This is a genomic window from Microbacterium sp. UMB0228, assembly GCF_002871415.1.
In the GTDB taxonomy this organism is placed as follows: domain Bacteria; phylum Actinomycetota; class Actinomycetes; order Actinomycetales; family Microbacteriaceae; genus Microbacterium.
The window spans coordinates 501728-522246 of record NZ_PNFU01000002.1 but is presented as its reverse complement, the minus strand read 5'-3'; the positions used below and the strand labels follow the sequence as shown (position 1 = coordinate 522246).

The window sequence follows — 20519 nt, the reverse complement described above, 5'->3', positions numbered from 1 at the left end:
TCCCCGACGGCGAGCGCCCCGTGATGCGCAACTACACCGTGCGCGCGTACCGCCCGGCCACGCCCGAGACCGGCGCCGAGCTCGATGTCGACTTCGTGCTGCACGGCTCGGCGGCCGACGGCACCGCCGGTCCGGCCTCCCGATGGGCGGAGACCTGCGCCCCCGGCGAGCACGTCCTCATCATCGACGAGGGCCTGACATTCAACCCCGAGCGGGGCACCGACCGGGTGGTGCTCGTGGGCGACGAGACCGCCCTCCCCGCGATCGCGTCGATCAGCGCCTCCCTGCCGGCCGACGCCGCGGGCACGGCGATCATCGAGGTCCCGTCTGCGGAGGACGCCCTGGAGTTCGCGCACCCGTCGGGGCTCGACGTGGTGTGGATCGTGCGGCCGCACGAGGTCCCGCCCGGGGTGCTCGCCCTGGACGCCCTCGCTCGCACCGCTCTGCCCGATGCTCCGTTCCACGCGTACGCGGCCGGCGAGCAGGCCCTGGCCTCCGGCGTCCGCAAGCAGCTCGTCGGCGAGCGCGGCGTGGACAAGAGTGCCGTCAGCTTCTGCGGCTACTGGAAGATCGGCGCCGCCTCCCCCGCCTCGAAGGCCGCCCGCGAGGCCGCGGCCGAGCCCCTCACCTGAGACCGGGCACGACTTCGGAGCCACAGCACGACGAGCGGTGCCATACTGTGGCGATGACAGCCGCCGACCTTGTTCGCCGCTGGCCCGCCGCGGGAGTGCGAGCGCGTGCCGGAGACCTCGAACTGCGGTGGCTGGATGACGATCTCCTGGTCACCCTGGGCGACCTCGCTGCACGCGGCGTGCACGATCCGAGCCGGATGCCCTTCGCCGCCCCCTGGACTCGCGGTGACACCGACACCGTCGTACGCCGACTCCTGTCGTATCAGTGGCACGCCCGCTCTCAGATCGCTCCCGGACCGTTCATGCTCGAACTCGGGGTGCTGGTGGACGGCATCCTCGTCGGCGTCCAGGGCGCGAGCGCCGACGACTGGAGTGTGCGGCACCGAGCGGAGACGGGCTCCTGGCTCGGAATCGAGTATCAGGGCCGCGGCATCGGCACGCGGATGAGAGCACTGATGCTCTTTGCGCTCTTCGACGGCTTGGGGGCGCAGGAGGTCACGTCCGGTGCGTTCGCCGACAACCCGGCATCGAACGCGATCTCCCAGAGAGTCGGCTATCGCCCCACCGCAACGACGATGGTGATCCGTGAGAACACGGCGACCCCGCACCACAACTACTCGATGACCAGGGACCGCTTCGAGGCTCTCCGCGAGCAGAATCTCGCCCTGCTGGGAGGTGCCGTCACGCTCGATGGGTTTGACACCCTCCGGCCTGTGCTCACCGCCTGACCGGGCATGACTTCGGAGCCACAGCACGACACGCCGGGGCGGACGAGGCCGCCCCGGCGTGTCGTCGGGAATCTCCGAAGCCGTGCCCGGGGACCTCAGCGCTTGCCGGCGATCTGACGCCCGACGATCTCGCGCATGATCTCGTTCGTGCCGCCGTAGATGCGGTGCACACGGGCGTCGAGGAAGGCGCGGGCGATCGGGTACTCCGTGATGTAGCCGTAGCCGCCGTGGAGCTGGACCCCGGCGTCGAGCACCTCCCACTCGCGCTCGGTCGCCCAGAACTTGACCTTCGCGGCCTCTTCGGCCGACAGCTTGCCGTCCTTGTACGCCAGGAGCGCGCGGTCGATGAAGGCCCACAGCGCGTCGACCGTGGCGGACATGTCGGCGATGGTGAAGCGGCTGTTCTGGAAGTCGATGATGCGCTCCCCGAAGGCCTCGCGGTCCTTCGTGTAGGCGACGGTCCAGTCGAGCGCGGCCTGTGCGGCGGCGGCTCCGGCCACGCCGATCGAGAGGCGCTCGAGCGGGAGGTTCATCATGAGCTGGATGAAGCCCTTGCCCTCGACGCCGCCGATGAGGTTCTCCTCCGGCACGAACACGTCGCTGAACGACAGCTCGGCGGTGTCGTGGCCATGGAAGCCCATCTTCGAGAGCTTCTTGCCGTTGTCGAACCCCTCCATGCCCTTCTCGATGAGGACGAGGCTGAACGCGTCGGGCCGGTTGCCCTCGCCCGTCTTGACGAAGGTCACGACGAGGTCGGCGGTCGCACCGGACGAGATGAACGTCTTGGCGCCGTTGACGAGGTAGCCGCCGTCGACCTTCTTCGCGGTGGTCTTGATGCCGCGCAGGTCGGAGCCGGCACCGGGTTCGGTCATGGCGAGCGCGCCGACGACCTCGCCGGTGGCCATGCGGGGCAGCCACTTCTCCTTCTGCTCCTGCGTGCCCATGTGCACGAGGTACGGGACGGCCAGGTCGTCCTGGATGCCGAAGGCGCCGGCGAGCGAACCCGCTCCGGCCGCGATGACCTCTTCGTTCACGATCGCGCGGAAGCGGTAGTCCTGCAGCATCCCGGCGCCGCCGAACTCCTCGGGCACGGAGAGCCCGATGATGCCGGCCTCACCCGCGGCGCGCATCGTGGCGCGGTCCACCTCGCCGGCGGCGTCCCACTTCTCGATCGCCTCGTGCGTGACGTGGCGCTTGACGAAATCCTTGACGAGGTCGCGGAATGCCTCGTGATCCTCTTCGTAGATGTCGCGTTCCATGCCGTCCTCCCGAACGTGTCGTGCGTCGTTGCTCCGGCGAGTCTACGGCGGGAACACGGGGCAGGACAGGCGATTGTGAGAATGCATCCCATCCCGAGTGGGACTGGGTACCGCCTTTGTGGAAAGCCTCAGAGCACGCCGAGCGCCACCGCGGACCCGCCCGTTCAGTGCTCGTAGTCGGGAGCAGCGGGCAGGCCGAAGAACTCCTCGAGGGTGTGGAAGCCGCCCTCGTGATACGCCGCCGCGAGCTCCGTGCCGACGTAACGCAGGTGCCAGGGCTCCGGCGCGTACCCGGTGACCGGGGTGCCGACCTGCTCGTAGCGCACGATGAACCCGTACTCCCAGGCGTGCGCGGCCACCCACTCGCTCTGCCGCGTCGCCCCGAAGCCGTCGAGACCGCCGCACCCGGCATCGCAGGCCACGACGTCGAGGGCGAGACCGGTCTGATGCTCGCTGTGCCCCGGGCGCGCCGAGCCGGCGTCCGCGTCGGCCTGCCCCTGGTCCCGCACGTGGGCGCCGTAGGTCGCGACCTGCAGCCCGTAGGAGCGGTAGCCGTTGTTCGCGCCGATGCGGCCGACGCCCGCGGCCACGGCGGCCTCCGCCATGCGCCCGACCGCGTCGGCGACCTCCGCGCGCACGCGGCCCGACGGGGTGGTCGTCTGCAGCGGCACCTGGCCCAGTTCCGCGGGCTCGTAGGCGGCCGGATCGAGCGGACGCCCCTTGTTCACCACCACCCAGATCCGGGCGGGATCGCTGAGCGAGACGCAGGGCGCGTTCCCGGCGACCACCGCCTCACGGAAGCGCGCTCCGCCGCCGAACCCCGCGATGGTGGCGGCGTCATCCCCCGCCGCGATCGCCTCCTGCACCCCGGGGTCGGCACAGGGGTCCGCCGCGGGCGTCGCCGCGTTCTCCACGGTCGGCACCTGCATCACCGTGACCGGCCGCGGCATGTCCTCCGAGGCGACAGGGGTCGCGGCCGCTCCGGTGAGGGACAGCAGCACGCCCACCGCGGTCACCGCCAGCCCGACCGGGAGGGCGGGGCCGAAGATCGGGGAGCGCGGCGCCGCATGCTGAGCGTACGGCGAGGAGGGCATGGCCCCATTCTTCCATTCGAACATTGATGCCATACTCGCTTGACTTCGATTCGATTCTTTGTTCGACTAGGACGATGCGGTGGCAGGGACAGAAGCTCGCGGACAGCGACGAGGCGGCGCTGCCCGGTCTCGAGAACCGGTCCAGCGTCCTCCGCACCGTGACGACGCCGGAGTTCGCCGGGATGACGTTCCACGAGGTGCTGTCGAAGTCCGCCCTCAACCACGTCCCCGGGGCGTCGCGCATGCCCTTCGCCTGGACGATCAACCCCTACCGCGGCTGCTCCCACGCCTGCACCTACTGCTTCGCACGGGGCACGCACGAGTACCTCGACCTCGACGGCGGCGCCGACTTCGACACCCAGATCGTCGTCAAGGTCAACGTCGTCGAGGTGCTCGAACGGGAGCTGCGCCGCGGCAGCTGGCAGCACGAGACGGTCGCTCTCGGCACGAACACCGACCCGTACCAGCGGGCCGAAGGGCGCTACGCCCTCATGCCCGGCATCATCGAGGCGCTCGCGGCGTCGGGCACTCCGATGTCGATCCTCACGAAGGGCACGCTGATCCGCCGCGACATCCCGCTGCTGAAGAACGCGGCCCAGCGCGTGCCGGTCGACGTGCAGATGTCGATCGCGATGTACGACGACGCGCTGCAGAAGGCGATCGAGCCCGGCGCTCCGACTACGCAGGCCCGCCTCGACACGGTGCGCGCGCTCGCTGACGCGGGGTTCCCGGTGACGGCGTTCCTCATGCCGATCATGCCGCACCTCACCGACTCCCTCGCCGCGATCGACGACGCCCTGCGCCGCATCAAGGCCGCCGGAGCGCGGAGCGTGATCTACGGAGCCCTGCACCTGCGTCCGGGCGTCAAGCCGTGGTTCTTCCAGTGGCTCGGCGAGAACCGCCCCGACCTCGTGTCCTCGTACCGGGGGCTCTATCCCGGAGCGTCCGTCGAGGCGCCGAAGCCGTATCGGCAGTGGCTCGCCAAGCGCGCTCGTCCCCTCATCCGGATGCACGGACTCGACGGCCGGCACGAAGACGACTATCCGCGGCGCGGGTTCCGCCCGGGCCAAGGCCACGTGCAGACGGAGACGCCGGCGGCGGGGCCGGTGATGTTCACCCCGAGCGGCCGCGCCGCCGCGTCCCCTCCTCCCCAGCCGATGCTGTTCTGAGTCGGTCACGGAGGGGGTGCTGCGCCGCGTAGGCTCGAGGATCATGGCGATCGGTTCGACAGTCCACACGTTCGAGATGCAGCTGGCCGACACCGATCGCGGGGTCTACGAGGACGTCTCGCTCCGCGCCGCCCGGCACCCCTCCGAGACCGACGCGTACATGCTCACGCGGGTGCTCGCGTACGGACTCGAGTTCGCGGAGGGCATCGCGTTCGGCGGCAGCGTCTCCGACACGGAGGAACCCGCCGTGCTCGTGCGCGACCTCACGGGGCGGGTCACCGTCTGGATCGAGGTGGGCGCTCCCGACGCCGCACGGCTGCATCATGCCACCCGCCTCGCGGACCGGACGGTGGTCTACACGCACCGCGATCCCGCCAAGGTCATGGCGCCGTGGGCCGACAAGCGCATCCACCGGGCCGAGGACATCCGGGTCTACAGCTTCGATCCCGGGTTCGTCGACACCGCCACGCCCCACCTCGCCCGCCGCAACACCCTGACCCTCACGGTCACCGAGGGCGTCCTCTACCTCGACCTCAACGGCACGTCCCTGATGACGTCCCTCCACGAGCACACCCTCCCCTGACCCGGCCACCCTCCCCTGACCTGCCCGGTGCGGAGTGCGAAAAGGCCCCGGAGACCGAAGTCTCCGGGGCCTTTCTGATCCCGAACGCGTCAGGAGGTGAGCTCAGCGGCCGACGGCACGCGGCCGGCGATCTCCTCGATCACGTCGTCGTCCAGGCGGGCCTGCTCGAACGGGGCCTCGATCTCGGCGCGACCGAGCAGCTCGGTCATCCGGCGCTGGCGCTGCCGAGTGATGAGTGTGACGACCCGGCCCGAGCGCCCCGCGCGACCCGTGCGACCGGAGCGGTGCAGGTACGTCTTGTACTCGTCCGGCGCGTCGGCCTGGACCACGAGGTCGATGTCGTCGACGTGGATGCCGCGCGCGGCGACGTCGGTCGCGACGAGCACGTTCACCCGACCCGAGGTCAGCTTCTCCAGGTTGCGCGTGCGCTTGGCCTGGTTGAGGTCGCCGTGCAGCGACACGGCCGGGATCCCCGCGTCGTCGAACTGGTCGGCCAGCATCTCGGCGTAGGCGCGCGTGCGGGCGAAGACGAGCGTCTTGCCCTCGCGGTCGACGAGTGACGTGAGGATGTCCGCCTTGTCGCGGTGCTCGATGACGAGCACCCGGTGCTCGATGGTGCTGGAGCCCTGGTCCTCGCCCGCGACCTCGAACACGGCGGGGTCGACGAGGAACTCGTCCACCAGCGCCGCGACCTCGCGGTCGAGCGTCGCGGAGAACAGGAGCTTCTGGCTGCCCTCGGCCGTGCGGCGGAGGATGCGCTGCACGGGCTCGACGAATCCGAGCTCGCACATGTGGTCGGCCTCGTCGAGCACCGCGATCCGGCAGTCCGACAGGTCGAGCTTGCCCTGGTTCATCAGGTCCTCGATACGGCCGGGGGTGCCGATGACGATGTCGACGCCCTTCTTCAGCGCGCCCACCTGGCGGCCCTGCGGCACGCCGCCGTAGATCTGCGTCGTGAAGAGGCCGACGCTGCGGGCGATCGGCTGGATGGTCCGGTCGATCTGCAGCGCGAGCTCGCGCGTCGGGGCGAGGATGATCGCGCGCGGCGCCCGTCCGAACTCACGACGCTTGCCCGCCTGCGACTGCAGCACCCGCTCGACGAGCGGTGCCCCGAAGGCGATGGTCTTGCCGGAGCCCGTGCGTCCGCGGGCGAGCACGTCGCGCCCCTCGAGGACGGCGGGGATGCTCGCCGCCTGGATCGGGAACGGCGTCGCGGCGCCCATGTTGTTCAGGGTCTCGGTGATGTTGGAGCCCAGGCCGAGGTCGGCGAACGTGACGCCCTCGACCTCGACGGCCTGCACGGCCTGTGCCTCGAGGCGCTCGTGGACGACGTCGTCGGCCTGCTCGAAGGCCGCCTTCGGCTTCGCGTTCCAGTCGCTCCGGGTCGGACGCTCGTCGCGACGAGGGCGCTCGTCCCGACGCGGACGCTCGGTGCGGTAGGCCCCTCCGGTCGACGGCCGCTCGCGCCCGCCCTCGAAGGAGCGCTGCGTGCGGTCGCGGTCGAAGGCACGACGCGCACGGGCGGCGTCGTACGAACGCTCGGTCCCCTGGTCGCCGCCGCGGGTGCGGTCTCCGCCGCGGTCGTCGCGCCGCGGACGGTCGTCGCGGTCGAAGCGCGGGCGCTCGTTCCGGCGGTCGTCGAACCGGCCGCCACCCGCGCGGTCGTCGCGGCGGTGCGGGGCCTCGCGACGCCCGGACTCCGCGCGGTTGCGGATGCTGCGGGCCTCGTCGCGACCGGCGCGCTCCTGGGAGCTCCAGCGGCGCTTCGGAGCACCGGACTCGGTCTCCTCCGGGCGGTAGCCGCGGTGCCCGGGGCTGCGGCTGCCGGGGCGACGGTCGTACCCGCCGGTCGCGCGACCCTCGCGGTCGTCGCGTGCGGGACGCTCGTCGCGAGCCGTGTCCCGACCGCCGGCCGGACGGTGGCGGTCGTGGAACGAGGTCTTCTTGGCGCCGTAGCGCGGCTCGAAGTTCGCGGCGGCGCGACCGCCGCGGGGCTTCTTGTTCTTGGGCATTCGGGTGTCCTTCTTGCGTTCTCGCACGAGAACAGCGCTGCGCGCACGCGCGAGCACTCCGATCCAGCGGAGTCCGGACGATCTGCGGCCGGGGCCATTCCTGTGATGGTTGATTCGCGTCGATCGACGCGCACCATCGGCCCCTGGACTCACACTTCACACACTGAAAAACGTCCGCGCCCTGCGCGGGTGTCCGAAGCCGACCGTCTCAGTCTACCCGTCGACCCTGGGAGACCCCCGCACTCCGGCGGCCTGCGGCACTACGATGTCGAGGTGAACTCCGTCTCTCCCACCGGCACCCAGGTCCATCTCCGTCTCGGCGACGTGACCGCGCAGATCGCCCAGGTCGGCGCCTCTCTCCGTGCCCTCCGGATCGGCGAGGTCGATCTCATCTCCCCGTATCCGCTCGACATCCCGACGCCGTCGTGCTCGGGCGTCGTGCTGACGCCCTGGCCCAACCGGGTGCGCGACGGCCGCTGGGAAGACGAGGGCACCGTGCGCCAGCTCGCGATCACCGAACCGAAGACGGACAACGCCAGTCACGGCCTGCTGCGCTTCACGGCGTACGCCATCGAGCAGACGGAGGGGGCCGCGACGCTGCGGGCGACCGTCTTCCCGCAGACCGGCTACCCGTACCTGATCGAGACGTCGGTCGCGTATGTCCTCACCGCGGACGGCGTCGAGGTCACGCACACGCTCACCAACTGGTCCGACTCCCCCGCGCCCGTCGCGGTCGGCACACACCCGTTCCCCACGATCGGCGACGTCGACCCGCACGACCTCGTCCTCTGCGTGCCCGCCCGCACCGCCTTCGAGACGGACGACCGCATGCTCCCGATCGGCACCCGTCCCGCCGATCCCGAGCTGCGCGAGGGCATCCGCGTCGGCGACGTCTCGCTCGACACCGGGTTCACCGACCTCGAGCGTGACCCGGACGGCCGGGTGCGGCACACCCTCACCGCCCCCGACGGCCGGACCGTCACGCTCTGGCAGGGCGAGGGCTTCGACTTCGTGCAGGTGTACACGGCCACGAACTATCCCGGTACGCCGCTTGCCGTCGCGATCGAGCCGATGACCGCCCCGGCGGATGCGCTCAACAGCGGCCGCGGCCTGAGACGCCTGGCCCCGGGCGAGACCTGGACCGTGGAGTGGGGCCTCTCCTTCGCCTGACCGCGGTCCACCACTCCGGAGAACGCCCACGCGGAAGGGCCCCGATCCTCGTCTCCTCGACGGGACCGGGGCCCTTTCTCCGCGTTGCGGACGCGCGGCTACCCGCCGTGGTTCTCGCGCAGCTCGCGCCGGCTGACCGGCGTGCCGTCCGTGTGCACGGGGGCCGGGGCGCCATCGTCGTGCGGCTCGCCCTTCCGCGCCCGGCGGCGCTCCCGCGCCCCCTCGACGAGGTTGTACAGGGTCGGCAGCACGATGAGCGTCAGCACGGTGGAGGAGACGAGCCCGCCGATCACCACGATCGCCAGCGGCTGCGAGATGAAGCCGCCGTGCCCGGTGATCCCGAGCGCCATCGGGGTGAGGGCGAGGATGGTGGCGAGCGCGGTCATGAGGATCGGACGCAGACGCTTCTCCCCTCCCGCCATCACCGCCTCCGCGGTCGACAACCCCTTCTCCCGGTACTGGTTCACGAGGTCGACGAGCACGATCGCGTTCGTCACCACGATGCCGATGAGCATCAGCACGCCGATCAGCGAGGCCACGCCCAGCGGCACGCCCGTGATGATCTGGAGCAGGATGGCGCCGGTCGCCGCGAACGGCACCGAGATCAGTAGCAGCAGCGGCTGACGCAGCGACTTGAACGTCGCCACCATCACCACGTACACGATGAGGATCGCGGCGAGCATGGCCAGACCGAGCTGCGCGAACGAGTCCGCCTGCTGCGAGGCGACGCCGCCGACCTCGGCCGAGGCGCCGTCCGGCAGGTCCGCCGCGGCGAGCGCCTCGGTGACCGACTGGGTGGCGACCGCGAGGTTGTCCGATGCGGGCGGCACGGTGACGGTCGCGGTGCGCCGTCCCTGCTCGGTGGTGATCGAGGTGGGACCGTTGCGCTGCTCGACCGTCGCGATGTCCTGCAGCGGCACGATGCCGACCGCGGTGGGGATCGCGAGCTGCTGGAGGGCGGCGACGGTCGTCGGCGGCTCGGGGTTGACGAGGTACACGGTGAGGGCGGTGTCGTCGATCTCGACCGAGCCGATCTGCTGCGGACGCATCGTGTTCGACACGATCGACCCGACGGCGACCTCGGACAGTCCCACCCGGGCGGCGGCCTCGCGGTCCACGACCACGGCGATGTACGGCAGGGCCTCGGCGAGGTTGTCGGTCACCTGCCCGATGCCCTCGCGGCCGTCGAGCTCGTCCACCACGGCGGAGGTGGCGGCGGCGAGGTCGTCGCCGGTCGCGGCCGACACGGTGATCTCGATGTCGCTGGAGCCGAAGCCAGCGGACGCCGCGACGGCGACCTCGCCGACCTCGTCGCCGAGCCCGTCGATCGCGTCCTGCACCTCGGCGCGCAGCTTCTCCTGGTCGGCGTCGCCGTCGGTGAGCACGGAGTACGTGATGCCCGCACCGCCGGAGAACGCGTCGCGCAGCGCGGAGCCGCTCGACCCGATGGAGGCCTGCACGTGCTCGATGCCGTCGATGTCGAGGAGGGCCTCCTCGACGGGGGCGGCGGCGTCGGACTTCGCCTGCAGGCTCGCGGTCGGCCCGAGGTCCTGCGTCACGGTCATGGTGTTCTGACCGGAGTCGCTGAGGAAGTTCACCTTCATCAGCGGGGCGGCGGCGAGGGTCCCGGCGAGGACCACCACCGCGAGCGCGACGGTGATGCCCGAGTGCTTCAGCGTCCAGCCGAGGATGGGGCGGTAGCCGCGCTGCAGCCGCGTCGGCGGGGCGGCCGGATCCTCCGGGTCGATCGCGTTCCCGTTCTCGTCGAGCAGCGGCTTGCCGGGCTTGAGGAACCAGTACGCGAGCACCGGGACGATCGTCAGGGCCACGAAGAGCGACGCGACCATGGCGATCGTGACGGTCATCGCGAACGGACGGAACAGCTCGCCCACCATGTCGCCCACGAACACGATCGGCAGGAACACCGCCACCGTCGTGATGGTCGAGGCGGTGATGGCGGCGGCGACCTCGCGCACGGCGAGACGGATCGCATCGCCCTTGTCCGCGTCGCCCACGTAGTGGCGCTTGATGTTCTCGATCACCACGATCGAGTCGTCGACCACGCGGCCGATCGCGATCGTGAGCGCCCCGAGGGTCAGCACGTTGAGGGAGTAGCCGAACGCCTGCAGCCCGATGAAGGTGATGAGGACCGAGGTCGGGATCGAGATCGCGGTGACCAGGGTCGAGCGCACCGACATCAGGAACACGAGGATCACGAGCACGGCCATCACGAGGCCGAGCAGACCCTCCGTCGCGAGGGTGTCGATGGACTGTACGATGAACGGCGCCTGGTCGAACACGACCGTGAACTCCGCGTCCGGAAGCGCCTCCCCGATCTCGTCGAGGGCCGCGATGACCCCCTGCGACACCTCGACCGTGTTGGCGGCGGGGAGCTTCGTGATGGAGATCGACAGGGCGTCCTCGCCGTCGACGCGGGAGATCGAGGTCACCGGATCGGACACCTGCTCCACCGTCGCGACGTCACCGATGGTGACCGCGGTGCCGACGAGCGGCAGGGCGGCGATCTCGTCGACCGAGGTGATCTTCGCTCCGGTCTGCACCGTGAGGGTCTCGTCGTCCTCCGTGATCTCGCCGCCGGGGAACAGGGTGCCGTTCTGCTGGAGTGCCGTGCTGATCGCCTCGCTGCTCTGTCCGGCGGCGGCGAGCTTCGCGAGGTCGGGGGTGATGGTGATGCGCTGTCCGACGCCGCCGACGATCTCGGCCGCGTTCACCCCGTCGACGTCCTCGAGGTCGGGGATCGCGACGCTCTCGAGCTGCGCCTGGGCGTTGTCCGCGTCGTCGAAGCCGGTGACCGCCACCTGGATCACCGGGAAGTCGTCGATCGAGACCGAGAGCACCTGCGGCGTGACGTCCTCCGGCAGCTGCGAGGAGATGCGGTTGATCGCCTGCTGGATCTTCTGCTCCGCGGTCGCGAGGTTCGTGCCGTACGAGAACATCGCCTGCACGATGGATGCGTTGGTCGTGCTCGTCGCGGTGGTCGACTCCAGGTCGGGAACCCCCTGGATGGCCGACTCGATCGGCGTCGAGACGTCGTTCTCGACCACCTCGGGCGAGGCGCCGGGGTACGTGGTCATGACCACGAGCGCCGGCAGCTCGAGCGACGGGATGAGCTCCTGCTTGAGGTTGGTCAGCGCGAGCCCGCCGAACACCGCGGCGACGATCGTCACGAGCGCGATGAGGGCGCGGTTCTTCAGGCTGAGGATGGCGAGTTTCGACAAGGCGTGGTCCTCGGTGTCAGGGGGTGGCGGTCGCTGCGGATGGGAGGGAGAGAGGTTCTCCGAGGATCCGCGCCAGTGCGGATTCGAGGAAGGACTGTTCGAGATCGACGTCGCGGATCTGCGTGCTCCACATGACGCCGTCGATGAAGATCATCGCCGCTCGGGCCCGGTCGGCGCCATAGGTCGGCTCCAGGAGGTCGACGAGACGGTCGGACAGGTGGCGCGCGAGCGCGCGCAGGCGCGGATCGTGGACGGCTGCCGTGACGACGGCGCGATCCGCCTGCACCGCGTGTCCGTCGTGGATGCTGTCGTGGACGAGCGCGGCGATGACGTCGGCCCCGGCCCCGCGCTCGGCGAGGGTCTGCCGCACCCCGTCGAGTCGGCACTCGATCTCGTCCGCGAGGGCACGGAAGGCGGCGCTGCGCAGGTCGTCGAGGGTGTCGAAGTACTGGGTGGTCGCCCCGAGCGGCACTCCGGCGCGGGCGGCGACCATGCGGTGCGTGATGGCGTCGGCCCCGACCTCGACGATGAGCTCGGCGGCAGCCGTGACGATCTCCCGACGGCGCGCTTCGGGATCACGCCGCCGACGCGCGCTCTCCGCCATCGCTCACCCCCCTGGACACCCGTACATGTACGTTTGTACATTCGCTCCGGTGTGAACTCCCTGAGAGCCCCGCCCCTCTCCCCCTCCCCCCCTCGCTGCGGGATCAGAAACGTGCCTGGGAGACGCGGTTCGGGTGCCCTATTGCACTCCCCTGCCGGGGGTCAGGCGGCGGAGGAGGAAGGGGTGGAGGAGGGGGTCTGGCCGCGCTCGAAGTAGGCGACGAGATCGGGGTCGAGCGGGGGGACGGAGATCGCGGAGCCGTCGCCCCGGAGGGACGCGGTCGCGAGGATCCCGGCAGCCACGGCCTCCCGCGCCGCGACGGGAGAGGTCGCCGTGAGACCACCGTGCCGCACGAACCGGAGGAACTCGGCCACGAGCAGCGCGTCGGCACCGTCGTGTCCGGCATCCGGCACCTCGGGCACGACGAACACCTCGTCCGCGTCGGCCGCCCCGGCATGCCGACGGTTCCACAGCCTCACCTCGCTGCCGGCCACGTCGCCGAAGTTCTCGATGCGCCCCTCGGTGCCGATCACGGTGTAGTTCCGCCAGTAGTCCGGGGTGAAGTGGCACTGCTGGTACGACGCGAAGATCCCGCCCTCCAGCCTCAGGTTCACCATCGAGATGTCCTCGACGTCGACGACGGGGTGCAGTCCCGTGAGCGCGGTCGGCGGCCAGTTGTCCATGCTGAACCAGTCGGGCATCCGCTCCCCCGTGCGGTCCCGCCGGTCGGTGATGTCGCCATAGACGCTCAGGCCGCCCATCGCCGCCACCTGCTCGGTGTACGCGCCGGCCAGCCAGTGGATGATGTCGAGGTCGTGCGCTCCCTTCTGCAGGAGGAGTCCGGTGGTACGGCTCCGGTCGGCGTGCCAGTCCTTGAAGTAGAAGTCGCCGCCGTGCCCCACGAAGTGGCGCACCCATACGGCCTTCACCTGCCCGATGCGCCCGTCCTGGATGAGCCCGCGCATGAGGGTGATCACGGGCATGTGCCGCATGTTGTGACCGATGTAGAGCCGGGTGCCGGTGCGTCGCGCGGTCTCCAGCATGCGGTCGGCGTCGGCGAGATCGATCGCGAGGGGCTTCTCGCAGAAGACGGGCACCCCGGCCTCGAGAGCCCGGATGGTCAGCGCGGCGTGCGTGTCGTCCGGGGTCAGCACCATGACCGCGTCGACCCCGGACGCGAGCAGCTCGTCGAGGGAGTCGGTGATGAGCGCGTCGGGGACGAGCGCCCTGGCGTCCTCACGGGCGCGCGGGGCGAGGTCGCAGACGGCGGTGATGCGGGAGCCGTGCCCCGGCCGGTGCACCTCTTCCTGGAGGGTCGAGCGCGCGCCGAAGCCGATGATGCCGATGTGGAGGTCCAACAGAAGTCCTTCGTGACAGAGGGGGAGAATGGGGACGGCTCAGCGGCCGCGGGGCGCCGGGGCGTCGAGGTCGGTCGAACCGCCGGGGATGAGCGCCCAGGGAAACTCGTGCAGCGCGCCGGGTGAGGGGTCGCTCTCGAGCGCCCGCTCCACGATGATGCGCGCCTGACGCTCGTAGAAGTCCGTAGGTCCGACGGTGGTGAGGGTGGGGGCGATGAGCTGCGCGTCCGGGGTGTTCCCGACGCCGATCACCGCGACGTCGTGCGGCACGCGGAGCCCGAGCATGTGCGCGGCGTTGATGGCTGCGATTGCCGCGAAGTCGGTCGTCGCGTACACGGCGTCCGGGCGGTTCTCCCGCGACAGCAACTCGATGGCAGCGGTGAAGGCGCTGGCCTGGGTCTCCGCATAGGTCACGGTCCACGCCGGATCCGGGGAGATGCCGGCCGCCGCGAGCTTCTCGACGTACGGCGTGTAGCGCGTGACCTGGGTTCCCGCGAGGCGGACGGCACCCTCCGCGGCGATGCAGCCGATGGCCGTGTGCCGCTCCAGCAGGTGATCCATCGCGAGTTCGCACCCCGGGATCGCGTCCGAGCGGATGACGTCGAAGCCGTCCGGCTCCAGGTGCTCCGAGAACACCACGAGCCGCTGGCCGCGCTTGACGAGGTCGCCCAGCCGTCGCGCGTCCTCCTCGTCCAGGCCGACGCCGTCGAGATACGCCACGTCGCTCTCGACGCGGTCGAGCGCCGCGTGCCAGTCGCCGTCGGCGAGGATCAGCGTCGTGAGCCCGTGCCGGTTCGCCTCGGCGTTCACGGCGTCGGCCACCGCCAGCGACCACGGATCGCTCAGCATGTGCAGGGAGAGCTGCACCATGCCGCTGCGACCCGTGCGGATCGCCCTGGCCGCCGTGTTCGGCCGATAGTTGAGCTCGTCCGCCGCCGCGAGCACCCGCGCCGCGGTGGCCTCGGCCACGCCCGCCCCGCTGGCCCCTGCTCGCCCGGAGAAGACGTACGAGACGGTCGCGGTCGACACCCCGGCACGTTCGGCCACCATCCGGAGGGTCGGTCGGCGGCTCGGGGCGTGCTCACGCTGTGCCATGTCTCAGCCCTTCGTCCCGCTGAACGCGATGCCCTGGATGAACTGCCGCTGCAGGATCATGAACGTCACCAGCATGGGCAGGGTCGCCAGCAGGGCACCGGCCATGAGCACGGGGTAGTCGGTGCCGTGGATGCCGACGAGCTGCGAGAGTCCGACCGACAGGGGCATCTTCGCCGGATCGGTCGTCACGATCAGCGGCCACAGCAGATCGTTCCAGGACCACAGCACAGTGAACACCACAAGTGCGATGATGCCAGGCTTCGCGAGCGGAACCATGATCCGCCAGAAGGTCTGCCACGGATTCGCCCCGTCGATGCGCGCCGCCTCCTCCAGCTCGGCCGGCATCGAGAGGAAGAACTGCCGCATCAGGAAGGTCCCGAAGGCGCTGAAGATGCCGGGCACGATGAGCGCCTGCAGCGTGTTCAGCCAGCCGAGCGCCTGGATGATCTCGTACTGCGGCAGCAGGTAGAGCTGCGAGGGCACCATGAGCACCGAGAGGAACACGACGAACAGGGCGTTCCGGCCGGGGAAGGCGATGCGCGCGAACGCGTAGCCCGCCATGGTGCACAGGGCGACCTGCCCGACCGTGCGCCCGACGGTGAGGAGCACCGAGTTCAGGAACATCTGCCCAAACGGCATCGAGTCGAAAACCTCGGCGAAGTTGGTGAACACCCACTCGCGCGGGAGGAACGACGGCGGCACCTGCACCGAGTCGGACAGCGTCTTGAACGAGGTCAGCAGCTGCCAGACGAACGGGAACACCATGAGCGCGGCGCCGACGATGAGCACGACGTGCACGATCCACAGTCCGCGGTTCCGGGGCGTGCCGGCCCTCCGCGATCGTGCGGGGGCGGCACCGACGACCGCGCGGGTGTCGAGGGAGACGTCACTCATAGTGCACCCACTTCTTCTGCAGCCGGAATTGCACGATCGTCAGCACGAGGATGATCAGCAGCAGCAGGAAGGCGACGGCGGCGGCGTACCCGCGGTCGTTGTCGAGGAATCCGGCTTCGTAGAACAGGTAGACGACGGTCCGGGTGTTCGGCATCGCGGGGTTGCTGCGGCCGAGCATCATGTAGATGAGGTCGAACACCTGCAGCGCCCCGATCACGCTGATCACGCTGACGAAGAAGATCGAGGGCGACAGCAGCGGGATCGTGATCGAGAAGAACGTGCGTACGGGGCCCGCCCCGTCGAGGTCGGCCGCCTCCATGATCGTGTCCGGGATGCCCTGGAGTCCGGCGAGGAAGATGACGATGTTGGTCCCGAGACCCGCCCAGATGCCGACGACGGCGATCGCGACCAGCGCGGTGTTCGGATCGGTCAGCCAGCTCCGCCCCTCGATGCCGACCGCGCCGAGGGCCGCGTTCAGCACGCCGTAGTCGCCGTTGTAGATCATGCGCCACACGAGCGCGATCGCCGCGGGCATCGTGACGACGGGGATGAAGTAGAGCGTGCGGTAAGCGCTGCGGCCCTTGAGGCCGGTGGTGTTCAGCAGCGCGGCGATCCCGACCGCGAGGGGGATGCCGATGAGCGCGATCACCGTGTAGACCGCGCTGTTGCGGAGGGCGCCGAGGAGCTCCGGATCCTGGAACAGCCGGACGTAGTTCTCGAACCCGATCCACTCCGCGCCGCCGAACGGCCCCGACTTCGTGAAGGAGATGATGAGCGTGCGCACGGTCGGCCACAGGTAGAACACGGCGAGGCCCAGGGCGGTGGGCCCCAGGAACACCAGGGCCCACCACGGCGAGGCACCGGGCGTGCGGCGCCGCCGGCGGACCCCGGAGGGCGGGGCCTCCGGTGTCCGTCCGGCGGCGGGGGCGACCGCGCGAGGCGCGAGGACGGTCATGCGGTCACTCCTACTCGGCGTCCAGCGCGGTCTGCATCTGCGCGGCGAGATCCTGCAGTCCGTCCTTCGGGGAGACCGCTCCGGACCACACCTGGGACAGCACCTCGCTCTCGATGCTCGTCCACGCGGAGGTGTTCTTCGACACGGGGTACGGGACGGCCGTCTCCAGCGCGTCGATGTAGACCTGCAGGTCGTACTGCGGGAGGGCGTCGACCCACGCCTGCTGCGTGCCGTTGTACGCGGGGATCACGGTGCCGGTCTCGGCCTGGATCTTCGCGGCCTGCTCGCCGCTGGCGAAGGCAGCGAAGTCCTTGGCCTCCTCCACGTGCGCGCTCTTGGCGTTCGCGACGTTCCCGACGCCGTGGATCACGCTCTGGTTGCCCTCCGGACCCGCCGGCAGCGGCGCCACGTCGACGCTGCCCCCGATGTCCGCGTTGTCCGCGTAGGCGATGGCCGCCCAGGAGCCGTTCTGGAACATGGCGACCTTGCCCGACAGGAAGAAGTCCTCCGGGTTCGTGTCCGTCATCTGCTGCGCCGTGGGCGAGGAGCCGTCGGCGATGAGGCCGGTCCACAGCTCGATGCCCTCGAGAGCCTCGGGGGAGCCGTATCCGCTCTCGGTGCCGTCCGCGGAGATGACCTCGCCGCCGGCCTGCGCGATGGAGTTGTAGAAGTTCTCCTGGCCGTACTGGCTCGCAGCGACGCCGAACTGGCCCTTCGCGGGATCGGTCAGCTTCGCGGCCGCGGAGCGGAAGTCGTCCCAGGTCCAGCCCGCGCTCGGGTACTCCACCCCCGCGGCGTCGAACAGCGCCTTGTTGTACCAGAGCGCGACGGTGTCGAAGTCCTTGGGGGCGCCGTAGAGCGCGTCGTCGTAGGTGTAGAGGTCGACGAGCCCCTGGGGATAGTCGGCGGCATCCACGTCGTCCAGAGGCGCGAGCTGGCCGTTGGAGGCGTAGAGCGGGAAGTTCGGGCCGTTCATCCAGAACACGTCGGCGGCCGAGCCGCCCGTCACCGCGGTCTGGAGCTTGGTGAAGTACTCCTTGTACGGCGTGACCTGGATCTCGATCGTGACGTTCGGGTGCTCCTCGGTGTACGCGGCGGCGATGTCCTCCATAGCGGGCTTCTGGTTCTCGTCCCAGATCGCGTAGCTGAGGGTGATGTCGCCGCCCGACGACTCCCCGGTCGCGGAGGAGGAGCAGGCGGAGAGCGCCAGGACGGCGGCCGCGGAGGCGGCGAGGGCGCCCAGGGCGCGGCGAGAGGTGCGGGGCATCGAGGTCTCCTTTGACGGGTGCACGAGAAGGCGGTGCGCGATGTTAACCGTTTAGCGTTAAACGATTAGCAGCGAGAGTAGCGCGCGCCGACGGCTCTCCGCAAGCGTCGATCTAGAGCGCAGCCCCCAGGGCGAGCCCCAGTCCCGCGGCGAGGAGACCGAGCACGAGCATGCCGACCGCGTCGAACACCGCGGCGCCACGCTCGCCGTCCCGCCACAGCGCGACCGCATCGAGCATCGCGGTGCTGAACGTCGTGTAGCCCCCGAGAAGACCGGCGCCGAGCACGAACGCCGCGTCCGGCAGCGCCGTCGTCACGAGCCCCAGCGCGAACGAGCCGGTGAGGTTGACGACGAGGATCCCCCACGGGAACCGTCGGCCGACGAGCCGCGCGACGCCGAGGTCGACGAGGTACCGCAGGACGGCGCCGACGCCCCCGGCGAGCGCGGCGGCGAGGAACAGCAGCGGACTCACGACACCCCTCCCCGGCGCGGGCGCCCCAGCCGGAGCCCTGCCGCCGCCGCGAGGAGACCGAGGACGAGACTGCCCCCGGCATACGCGGCGGCGAGGAGCGGAGCCGACCCCCACAGGGCCAGCGTCCCGGTCATGAAGGCGCTGTAGGTCGTGAAGCCGCCGAGGACGCCGGTGCCCAGCAGCAGCCGCAGCTCCGCCGAGGCCGGGAGCCGCGCCGCCACGACCCCGATGAGCAGGGCGCCCAGCACGTTGGCCAGGAGCACCGCGAGGGGGAAGCCGCCGGGATCGTCCACGAGGAGTCCGAGGCCCAGACGCGCCGCCGTCCCGAGCGTGCCGCCGAGCGCGACGAGCAGGACACGACGGAGACTCACGCTCGCCACTGTAGTCGCCGCATGACAGCGCGACCGTCGGATGTCAAGGCGTTGGGGTGGGGGCGGGGACAGGCGTTGACTGTCAGCATGAAGCCCCTCTGGAAGGTCGACCAGGACGCACCCCACGGCACTCCCTTCGACCCCGGCGCGCGGCACGACGTGCTGGTCGTGGGGGCCGGGCTCACCGGCCTCTCGACCGCGGTGCTCCTGACCCGCGCCGGACTCGACGTCGTGGTGGTCGATGCGGGGGACGTGGCGGCACTGGCGTCGGGCGGCAACACGGGCAAGCTCTCGCTCCTCCAGGGGCAGCAGCTCGCCACCATCCGCAAGCACCATCCGGCGGCGCTCGTCCAGGCGTACGTCGACGCCAACCGGGCCGGCATGGAGTGGCTCACCGGCTTCGCCGACAGCGCGGGCCTGAGCTACACCGAGCGGACCGACCACACCTACGCCCAGGGCCCGGACGGGCTCGAGGCGGTCCGAGCCCAGCACTCCGCCGCACGGGAGGCGGGACTGCCGACCCGGCTGCTCACCGCGGGCGAGCTGTCGATGCCGTTCCCCGTCGCGGGCGCGGTCGCCCTCGATTCGCAGGTGACGATCGACCCGGTCGCCGTCGCCGACGCGCTCGCGAAGGAGTTCCTCGCCGGCGGCGGCACGTTGCACACCGGTATCCGCGTGACCGGCGCCCACGCCCTGCCGGAGCCACGGGTGGAGACGACGGCGGGCCCGATGTTCGCCGAGCACATCGTCCTCGCGACGGGGACACCGATCCTCGACCGGGGGCTGTACTTCTCCAAGGTCGCCGGGATGCGGTCGTACTGCGTCTCGTTCCGGGTCTCCGGCGGCGTGCCGGAGGGGACGTTCATCTCCGCCGACGGCCCGACGCGGTCCATCCGGCCGGTGTCCGCCGCCGACGGTCCGGCCGACACCGCGCAGCTCGTCGTCGGCGGCAACGGGCATCCGGTCGGCCGCTCGGACGGCGAGACCGCGGCGATCGACGACCTCGTGGACTGGACCCGCCTGCACTTCCCGGATGCGGAGGAGACCCACCGCTGGTCCGCGCAGGACTACCAGTCGCACAACCTCATCCCGTTCGTCGGCGCCCTGCCGCGCGGCCTCGGGCGCATCCGCATCGCCACCGGGTACGCGAAGTGGGGGCTGTCGAACGCGCCCGCTGCGGCCCTGCGGCTCACCGAGGAGATCATCGGGACGAAGCGCCGCGAGCGCCCGTCCTGGATGCTGCGCCTCGGCACCCGGCTCACCGTCCCCGCCGATCTCGCGCGGGGGGCCGTCGAGGGTGCGAAGGTCGCCGCCGCGGCCACGAAGGGCTGGGTCGAGGCCGAGACCACCCCGGTCCCCGTGCCGCAGCCCGCGGAGGGCGAGGGCGTCGTGGCGAATCGCGGCGGTCGCCCGGTCGCCATCTCCACGGTCGACGGCGTGACCAGGGCCGTCAGCGCCGTCTGCACGCACCTGGGCGGCGTCCTCGACTGGAACGACGCCGAGTGCACGTGGGACTGCCCGCTGCACGCGTCGCGGTTCGCCGCGGACGGCACGCGCATCGAGGGTCCGGCTCTGAACGATCTCCCTGAGGTGCCGCGGACGGTCGGGGGCTCCTGA

18 protein-coding genes are annotated in these 20519 nt (G+C 70.8%); 6 read left to right on the top strand and 12 right to left on the bottom strand.

The window, feature by feature from the left end; genetic code table 11:
- Both CJ226_RS06590 and CJ226_RS06585 read left to right on the top strand, forming a co-directional pair.
- Positions 1–632 (top strand): siderophore-interacting protein (locus CJ226_RS06590; RefSeq protein WP_102208700.1); only part of this gene is annotated, 632 nt, incomplete at its 5' end.
- Between the two features lie 53 nt (positions 633–685).
- Positions 686–1360 (top strand): GNAT family N-acetyltransferase, encoded by a 675-nt coding sequence (locus CJ226_RS06585; RefSeq protein WP_102208699.1) that lies wholly within the window; start codon positions 686–688, stop codon positions 1358–1360.
- 95 nt (positions 1361–1455) lie between these two features.
- Here the strand turns inward: CJ226_RS06585 and CJ226_RS06580 are convergent, their stop codons facing one another.
- Together CJ226_RS06580 and CJ226_RS06575 are read right to left on the bottom strand one after the other, a co-directional pair.
- Positions 1456–2619, bottom strand: a complete 1164-nt coding sequence (locus CJ226_RS06580; RefSeq protein ID WP_062637336.1) for an acyl-CoA dehydrogenase family protein — start codon at positions 2617–2619, stop codon at positions 1456–1458.
- A gap of 164 nt (positions 2620–2783) precedes the next feature.
- On the bottom strand, positions 2784–3713 hold the full coding sequence (locus tag CJ226_RS06575; RefSeq protein ID WP_102208698.1) for a M15 family metallopeptidase: 930 nt from the start codon (positions 3711–3713) through the stop codon (positions 2784–2786).
- A 74-nt stretch (positions 3714–3787) separates the two neighbouring features.
- Here CJ226_RS06575 and CJ226_RS06570 point away from each other — a divergent pair, with 74 nt between their 5' ends.
- Together CJ226_RS06570 and CJ226_RS06565 are read left to right on the top strand one after the other, a co-directional pair.
- Complete coding sequence (locus CJ226_RS06570) at positions 3788–4882, top strand: Rv2578c family radical SAM protein (RefSeq protein ID WP_102208697.1); 1095 nt, start codon at positions 3788–3790, stop codon at positions 4880–4882.
- 43 nt (positions 4883–4925) lie between these two features.
- The gene (locus CJ226_RS06565; protein ID WP_025104686.1) at positions 4926–5465 is read left to right on the top strand and encodes a YaeQ family protein; all 540 of its coding nucleotides are present in this window, start codon (positions 4926–4928) and stop codon (positions 5463–5465) included.
- Positions 5466–5554: 89 nt separating this feature from the next.
- Here the strand turns inward: CJ226_RS06565 and CJ226_RS06560 are convergent, their stop codons facing one another.
- The gene (locus CJ226_RS06560; RefSeq protein WP_102208696.1) at positions 5555–7477 is read right to left on the bottom strand and encodes a DEAD/DEAH box helicase; all 1923 of its coding nucleotides are present in this window, start codon (positions 7475–7477) and stop codon (positions 5555–5557) included.
- Between the two features lie 273 nt (positions 7478–7750).
- On the opposite strand from CJ226_RS06560, the gene CJ226_RS06555 reads away from it, so the two are divergent.
- Positions 7751–8647: an aldose 1-epimerase family protein gene (locus CJ226_RS06555; RefSeq protein WP_102208695.1), complete on the top strand. Its 897-nt coding sequence runs from the start codon at positions 7751–7753 to the stop codon at positions 8645–8647.
- Positions 8648–8745: 98 nt separating this feature from the next.
- Here the strand turns inward: CJ226_RS06555 and CJ226_RS06550 are convergent, their stop codons facing one another.
- The 9 genes from CJ226_RS06550 to CJ226_RS06510 all read right to left on the bottom strand — a co-directional run bounded on the left by CJ226_RS06550 (position 8746) and on the right by CJ226_RS06510 (position 18902).
- Positions 8746–11886 carry an efflux RND transporter permease subunit gene (locus tag CJ226_RS06550; RefSeq protein ID WP_102208694.1) on the bottom strand — a complete coding sequence of 1047 codons (3141 nt, stop codon included), beginning with the start codon at positions 11884–11886 and terminating at the stop codon, positions 8746–8748.
- A gap of 16 nt (positions 11887–11902) precedes the next feature.
- Positions 11903–12490, bottom strand: coding sequence for a TetR/AcrR family transcriptional regulator (locus CJ226_RS06545; RefSeq protein WP_102208693.1), 588 nt, complete (start codon positions 12488–12490; stop codon positions 11903–11905).
- Between the two features lie 161 nt (positions 12491–12651).
- Positions 12652–13848: a Gfo/Idh/MocA family protein gene (locus tag CJ226_RS06540; RefSeq protein WP_219719866.1), complete on the bottom strand. Its 1197-nt coding sequence runs from the start codon at positions 13846–13848 to the stop codon at positions 12652–12654.
- A gap of 39 nt (positions 13849–13887) precedes the next feature.
- Positions 13888–14943 (bottom strand): LacI family DNA-binding transcriptional regulator, encoded by a 1056-nt coding sequence (locus CJ226_RS06535; protein WP_102208691.1) that lies wholly within the window; start codon positions 14941–14943, stop codon positions 13888–13890.
- 3 nt (positions 14944–14946) lie between these two features.
- Entirely contained in the window at positions 14947–15837 is an 891-nt protein-coding gene (locus CJ226_RS06530) for a carbohydrate ABC transporter permease (RefSeq protein WP_025104693.1), read from the bottom strand.
- Complete coding sequence (locus CJ226_RS06525; RefSeq protein ID WP_102208690.1) at positions 15830–16792, bottom strand: carbohydrate ABC transporter permease; 963 nt, start codon at positions 16790–16792, stop codon at positions 15830–15832. Before CJ226_RS06525 ends, CJ226_RS06530 begins: the two co-directional genes overlap by 8 nt.
- A gap of 10 nt (positions 16793–16802) precedes the next feature.
- Entirely contained in the window at positions 16803–18059 is a 1257-nt protein-coding gene (locus CJ226_RS06520) for a sugar ABC transporter substrate-binding protein (RefSeq protein ID WP_102208689.1), read from the bottom strand.
- A gap of 112 nt (positions 18060–18171) precedes the next feature.
- Positions 18172–18531 carry a CrcB family protein gene (locus CJ226_RS06515; protein ID WP_102208688.1) on the bottom strand — a complete coding sequence of 120 codons (360 nt, stop codon included), beginning with the start codon at positions 18529–18531 and terminating at the stop codon, positions 18172–18174.
- On the bottom strand, positions 18528–18902 hold the full coding sequence (locus tag CJ226_RS06510) for a CrcB family protein (RefSeq protein WP_257996543.1): 375 nt from the start codon (positions 18900–18902) through the stop codon (positions 18528–18530). The genes CJ226_RS06515 and CJ226_RS06510 overlap by 4 nt, the downstream gene beginning before the upstream one ends.
- 87 nt (positions 18903–18989) lie before the next feature.
- Here CJ226_RS06510 and CJ226_RS06505 point away from each other — a divergent pair, with 87 nt between their 5' ends.
- Positions 18990–20519: an FAD-dependent oxidoreductase gene (locus CJ226_RS06505; protein ID WP_062637363.1), complete on the top strand. Its 1530-nt coding sequence runs from the start codon at positions 18990–18992 to the stop codon at positions 20517–20519.

Bases quoted from the DNA above. Each gene is read 5' to 3' on its own strand.
- CJ226_RS06575 (WP_102208698.1), bottom strand. From the start codon at position 3,713: ATGCCCTCCTCGCCGTACGCTCAGCATGCGGCGCCGCGCTCCCCGATC.
- CJ226_RS06580 (WP_062637336.1), bottom strand. From the start codon at position 2,619: ATGGAACGCGACATCTACGAAGAGGATCACGAGGCATTCCGCGACCTC.
- CJ226_RS06520 (WP_102208689.1), bottom strand. From the start codon at position 18,059: ATGCCCCGCACCTCTCGCCGCGCCCTGGGCGCCCTCGCCGCCTCCGCG.
- CJ226_RS06535 (WP_102208691.1), bottom strand. From the start codon at position 14,943: ATGGCACAGCGTGAGCACGCCCCGAGCCGCCGACCGACCCTCCGGATG.
- CJ226_RS06560 (WP_102208696.1), bottom strand. From the start codon at position 7,477: ATGCCCAAGAACAAGAAGCCCCGCGGCGGTCGCGCCGCCGCGAACTTC.
- CJ226_RS06585 (WP_102208699.1), top strand. From the start codon at position 686: ATGACAGCCGCCGACCTTGTTCGCCGCTGGCCCGCCGCGGGAGTGCGA.
- CJ226_RS06525 (WP_102208690.1), bottom strand. From the start codon at position 16,792: ATGACCGTCCTCGCGCCTCGCGCGGTCGCCCCCGCCGCCGGACGGACA.
- CJ226_RS06565 (WP_025104686.1), top strand. From the start codon at position 4,926: ATGGCGATCGGTTCGACAGTCCACACGTTCGAGATGCAGCTGGCCGAC.
- CJ226_RS06505 (WP_062637363.1), top strand. From the start codon at position 18,990: ATGAAGCCCCTCTGGAAGGTCGACCAGGACGCACCCCACGGCACTCCC.
- CJ226_RS06530 (WP_025104693.1), bottom strand. From the start codon at position 15,837: ATGAGTGACGTCTCCCTCGACACCCGCGCGGTCGTCGGTGCCGCCCCC.
- CJ226_RS06545 (WP_102208693.1), bottom strand. From the start codon at position 12,490: ATGGCGGAGAGCGCGCGTCGGCGGCGTGATCCCGAAGCGCGCCGTCGG.
- CJ226_RS06570 (WP_102208697.1), top strand. From the start codon at position 3,788: ATGCGGTGGCAGGGACAGAAGCTCGCGGACAGCGACGAGGCGGCGCTG.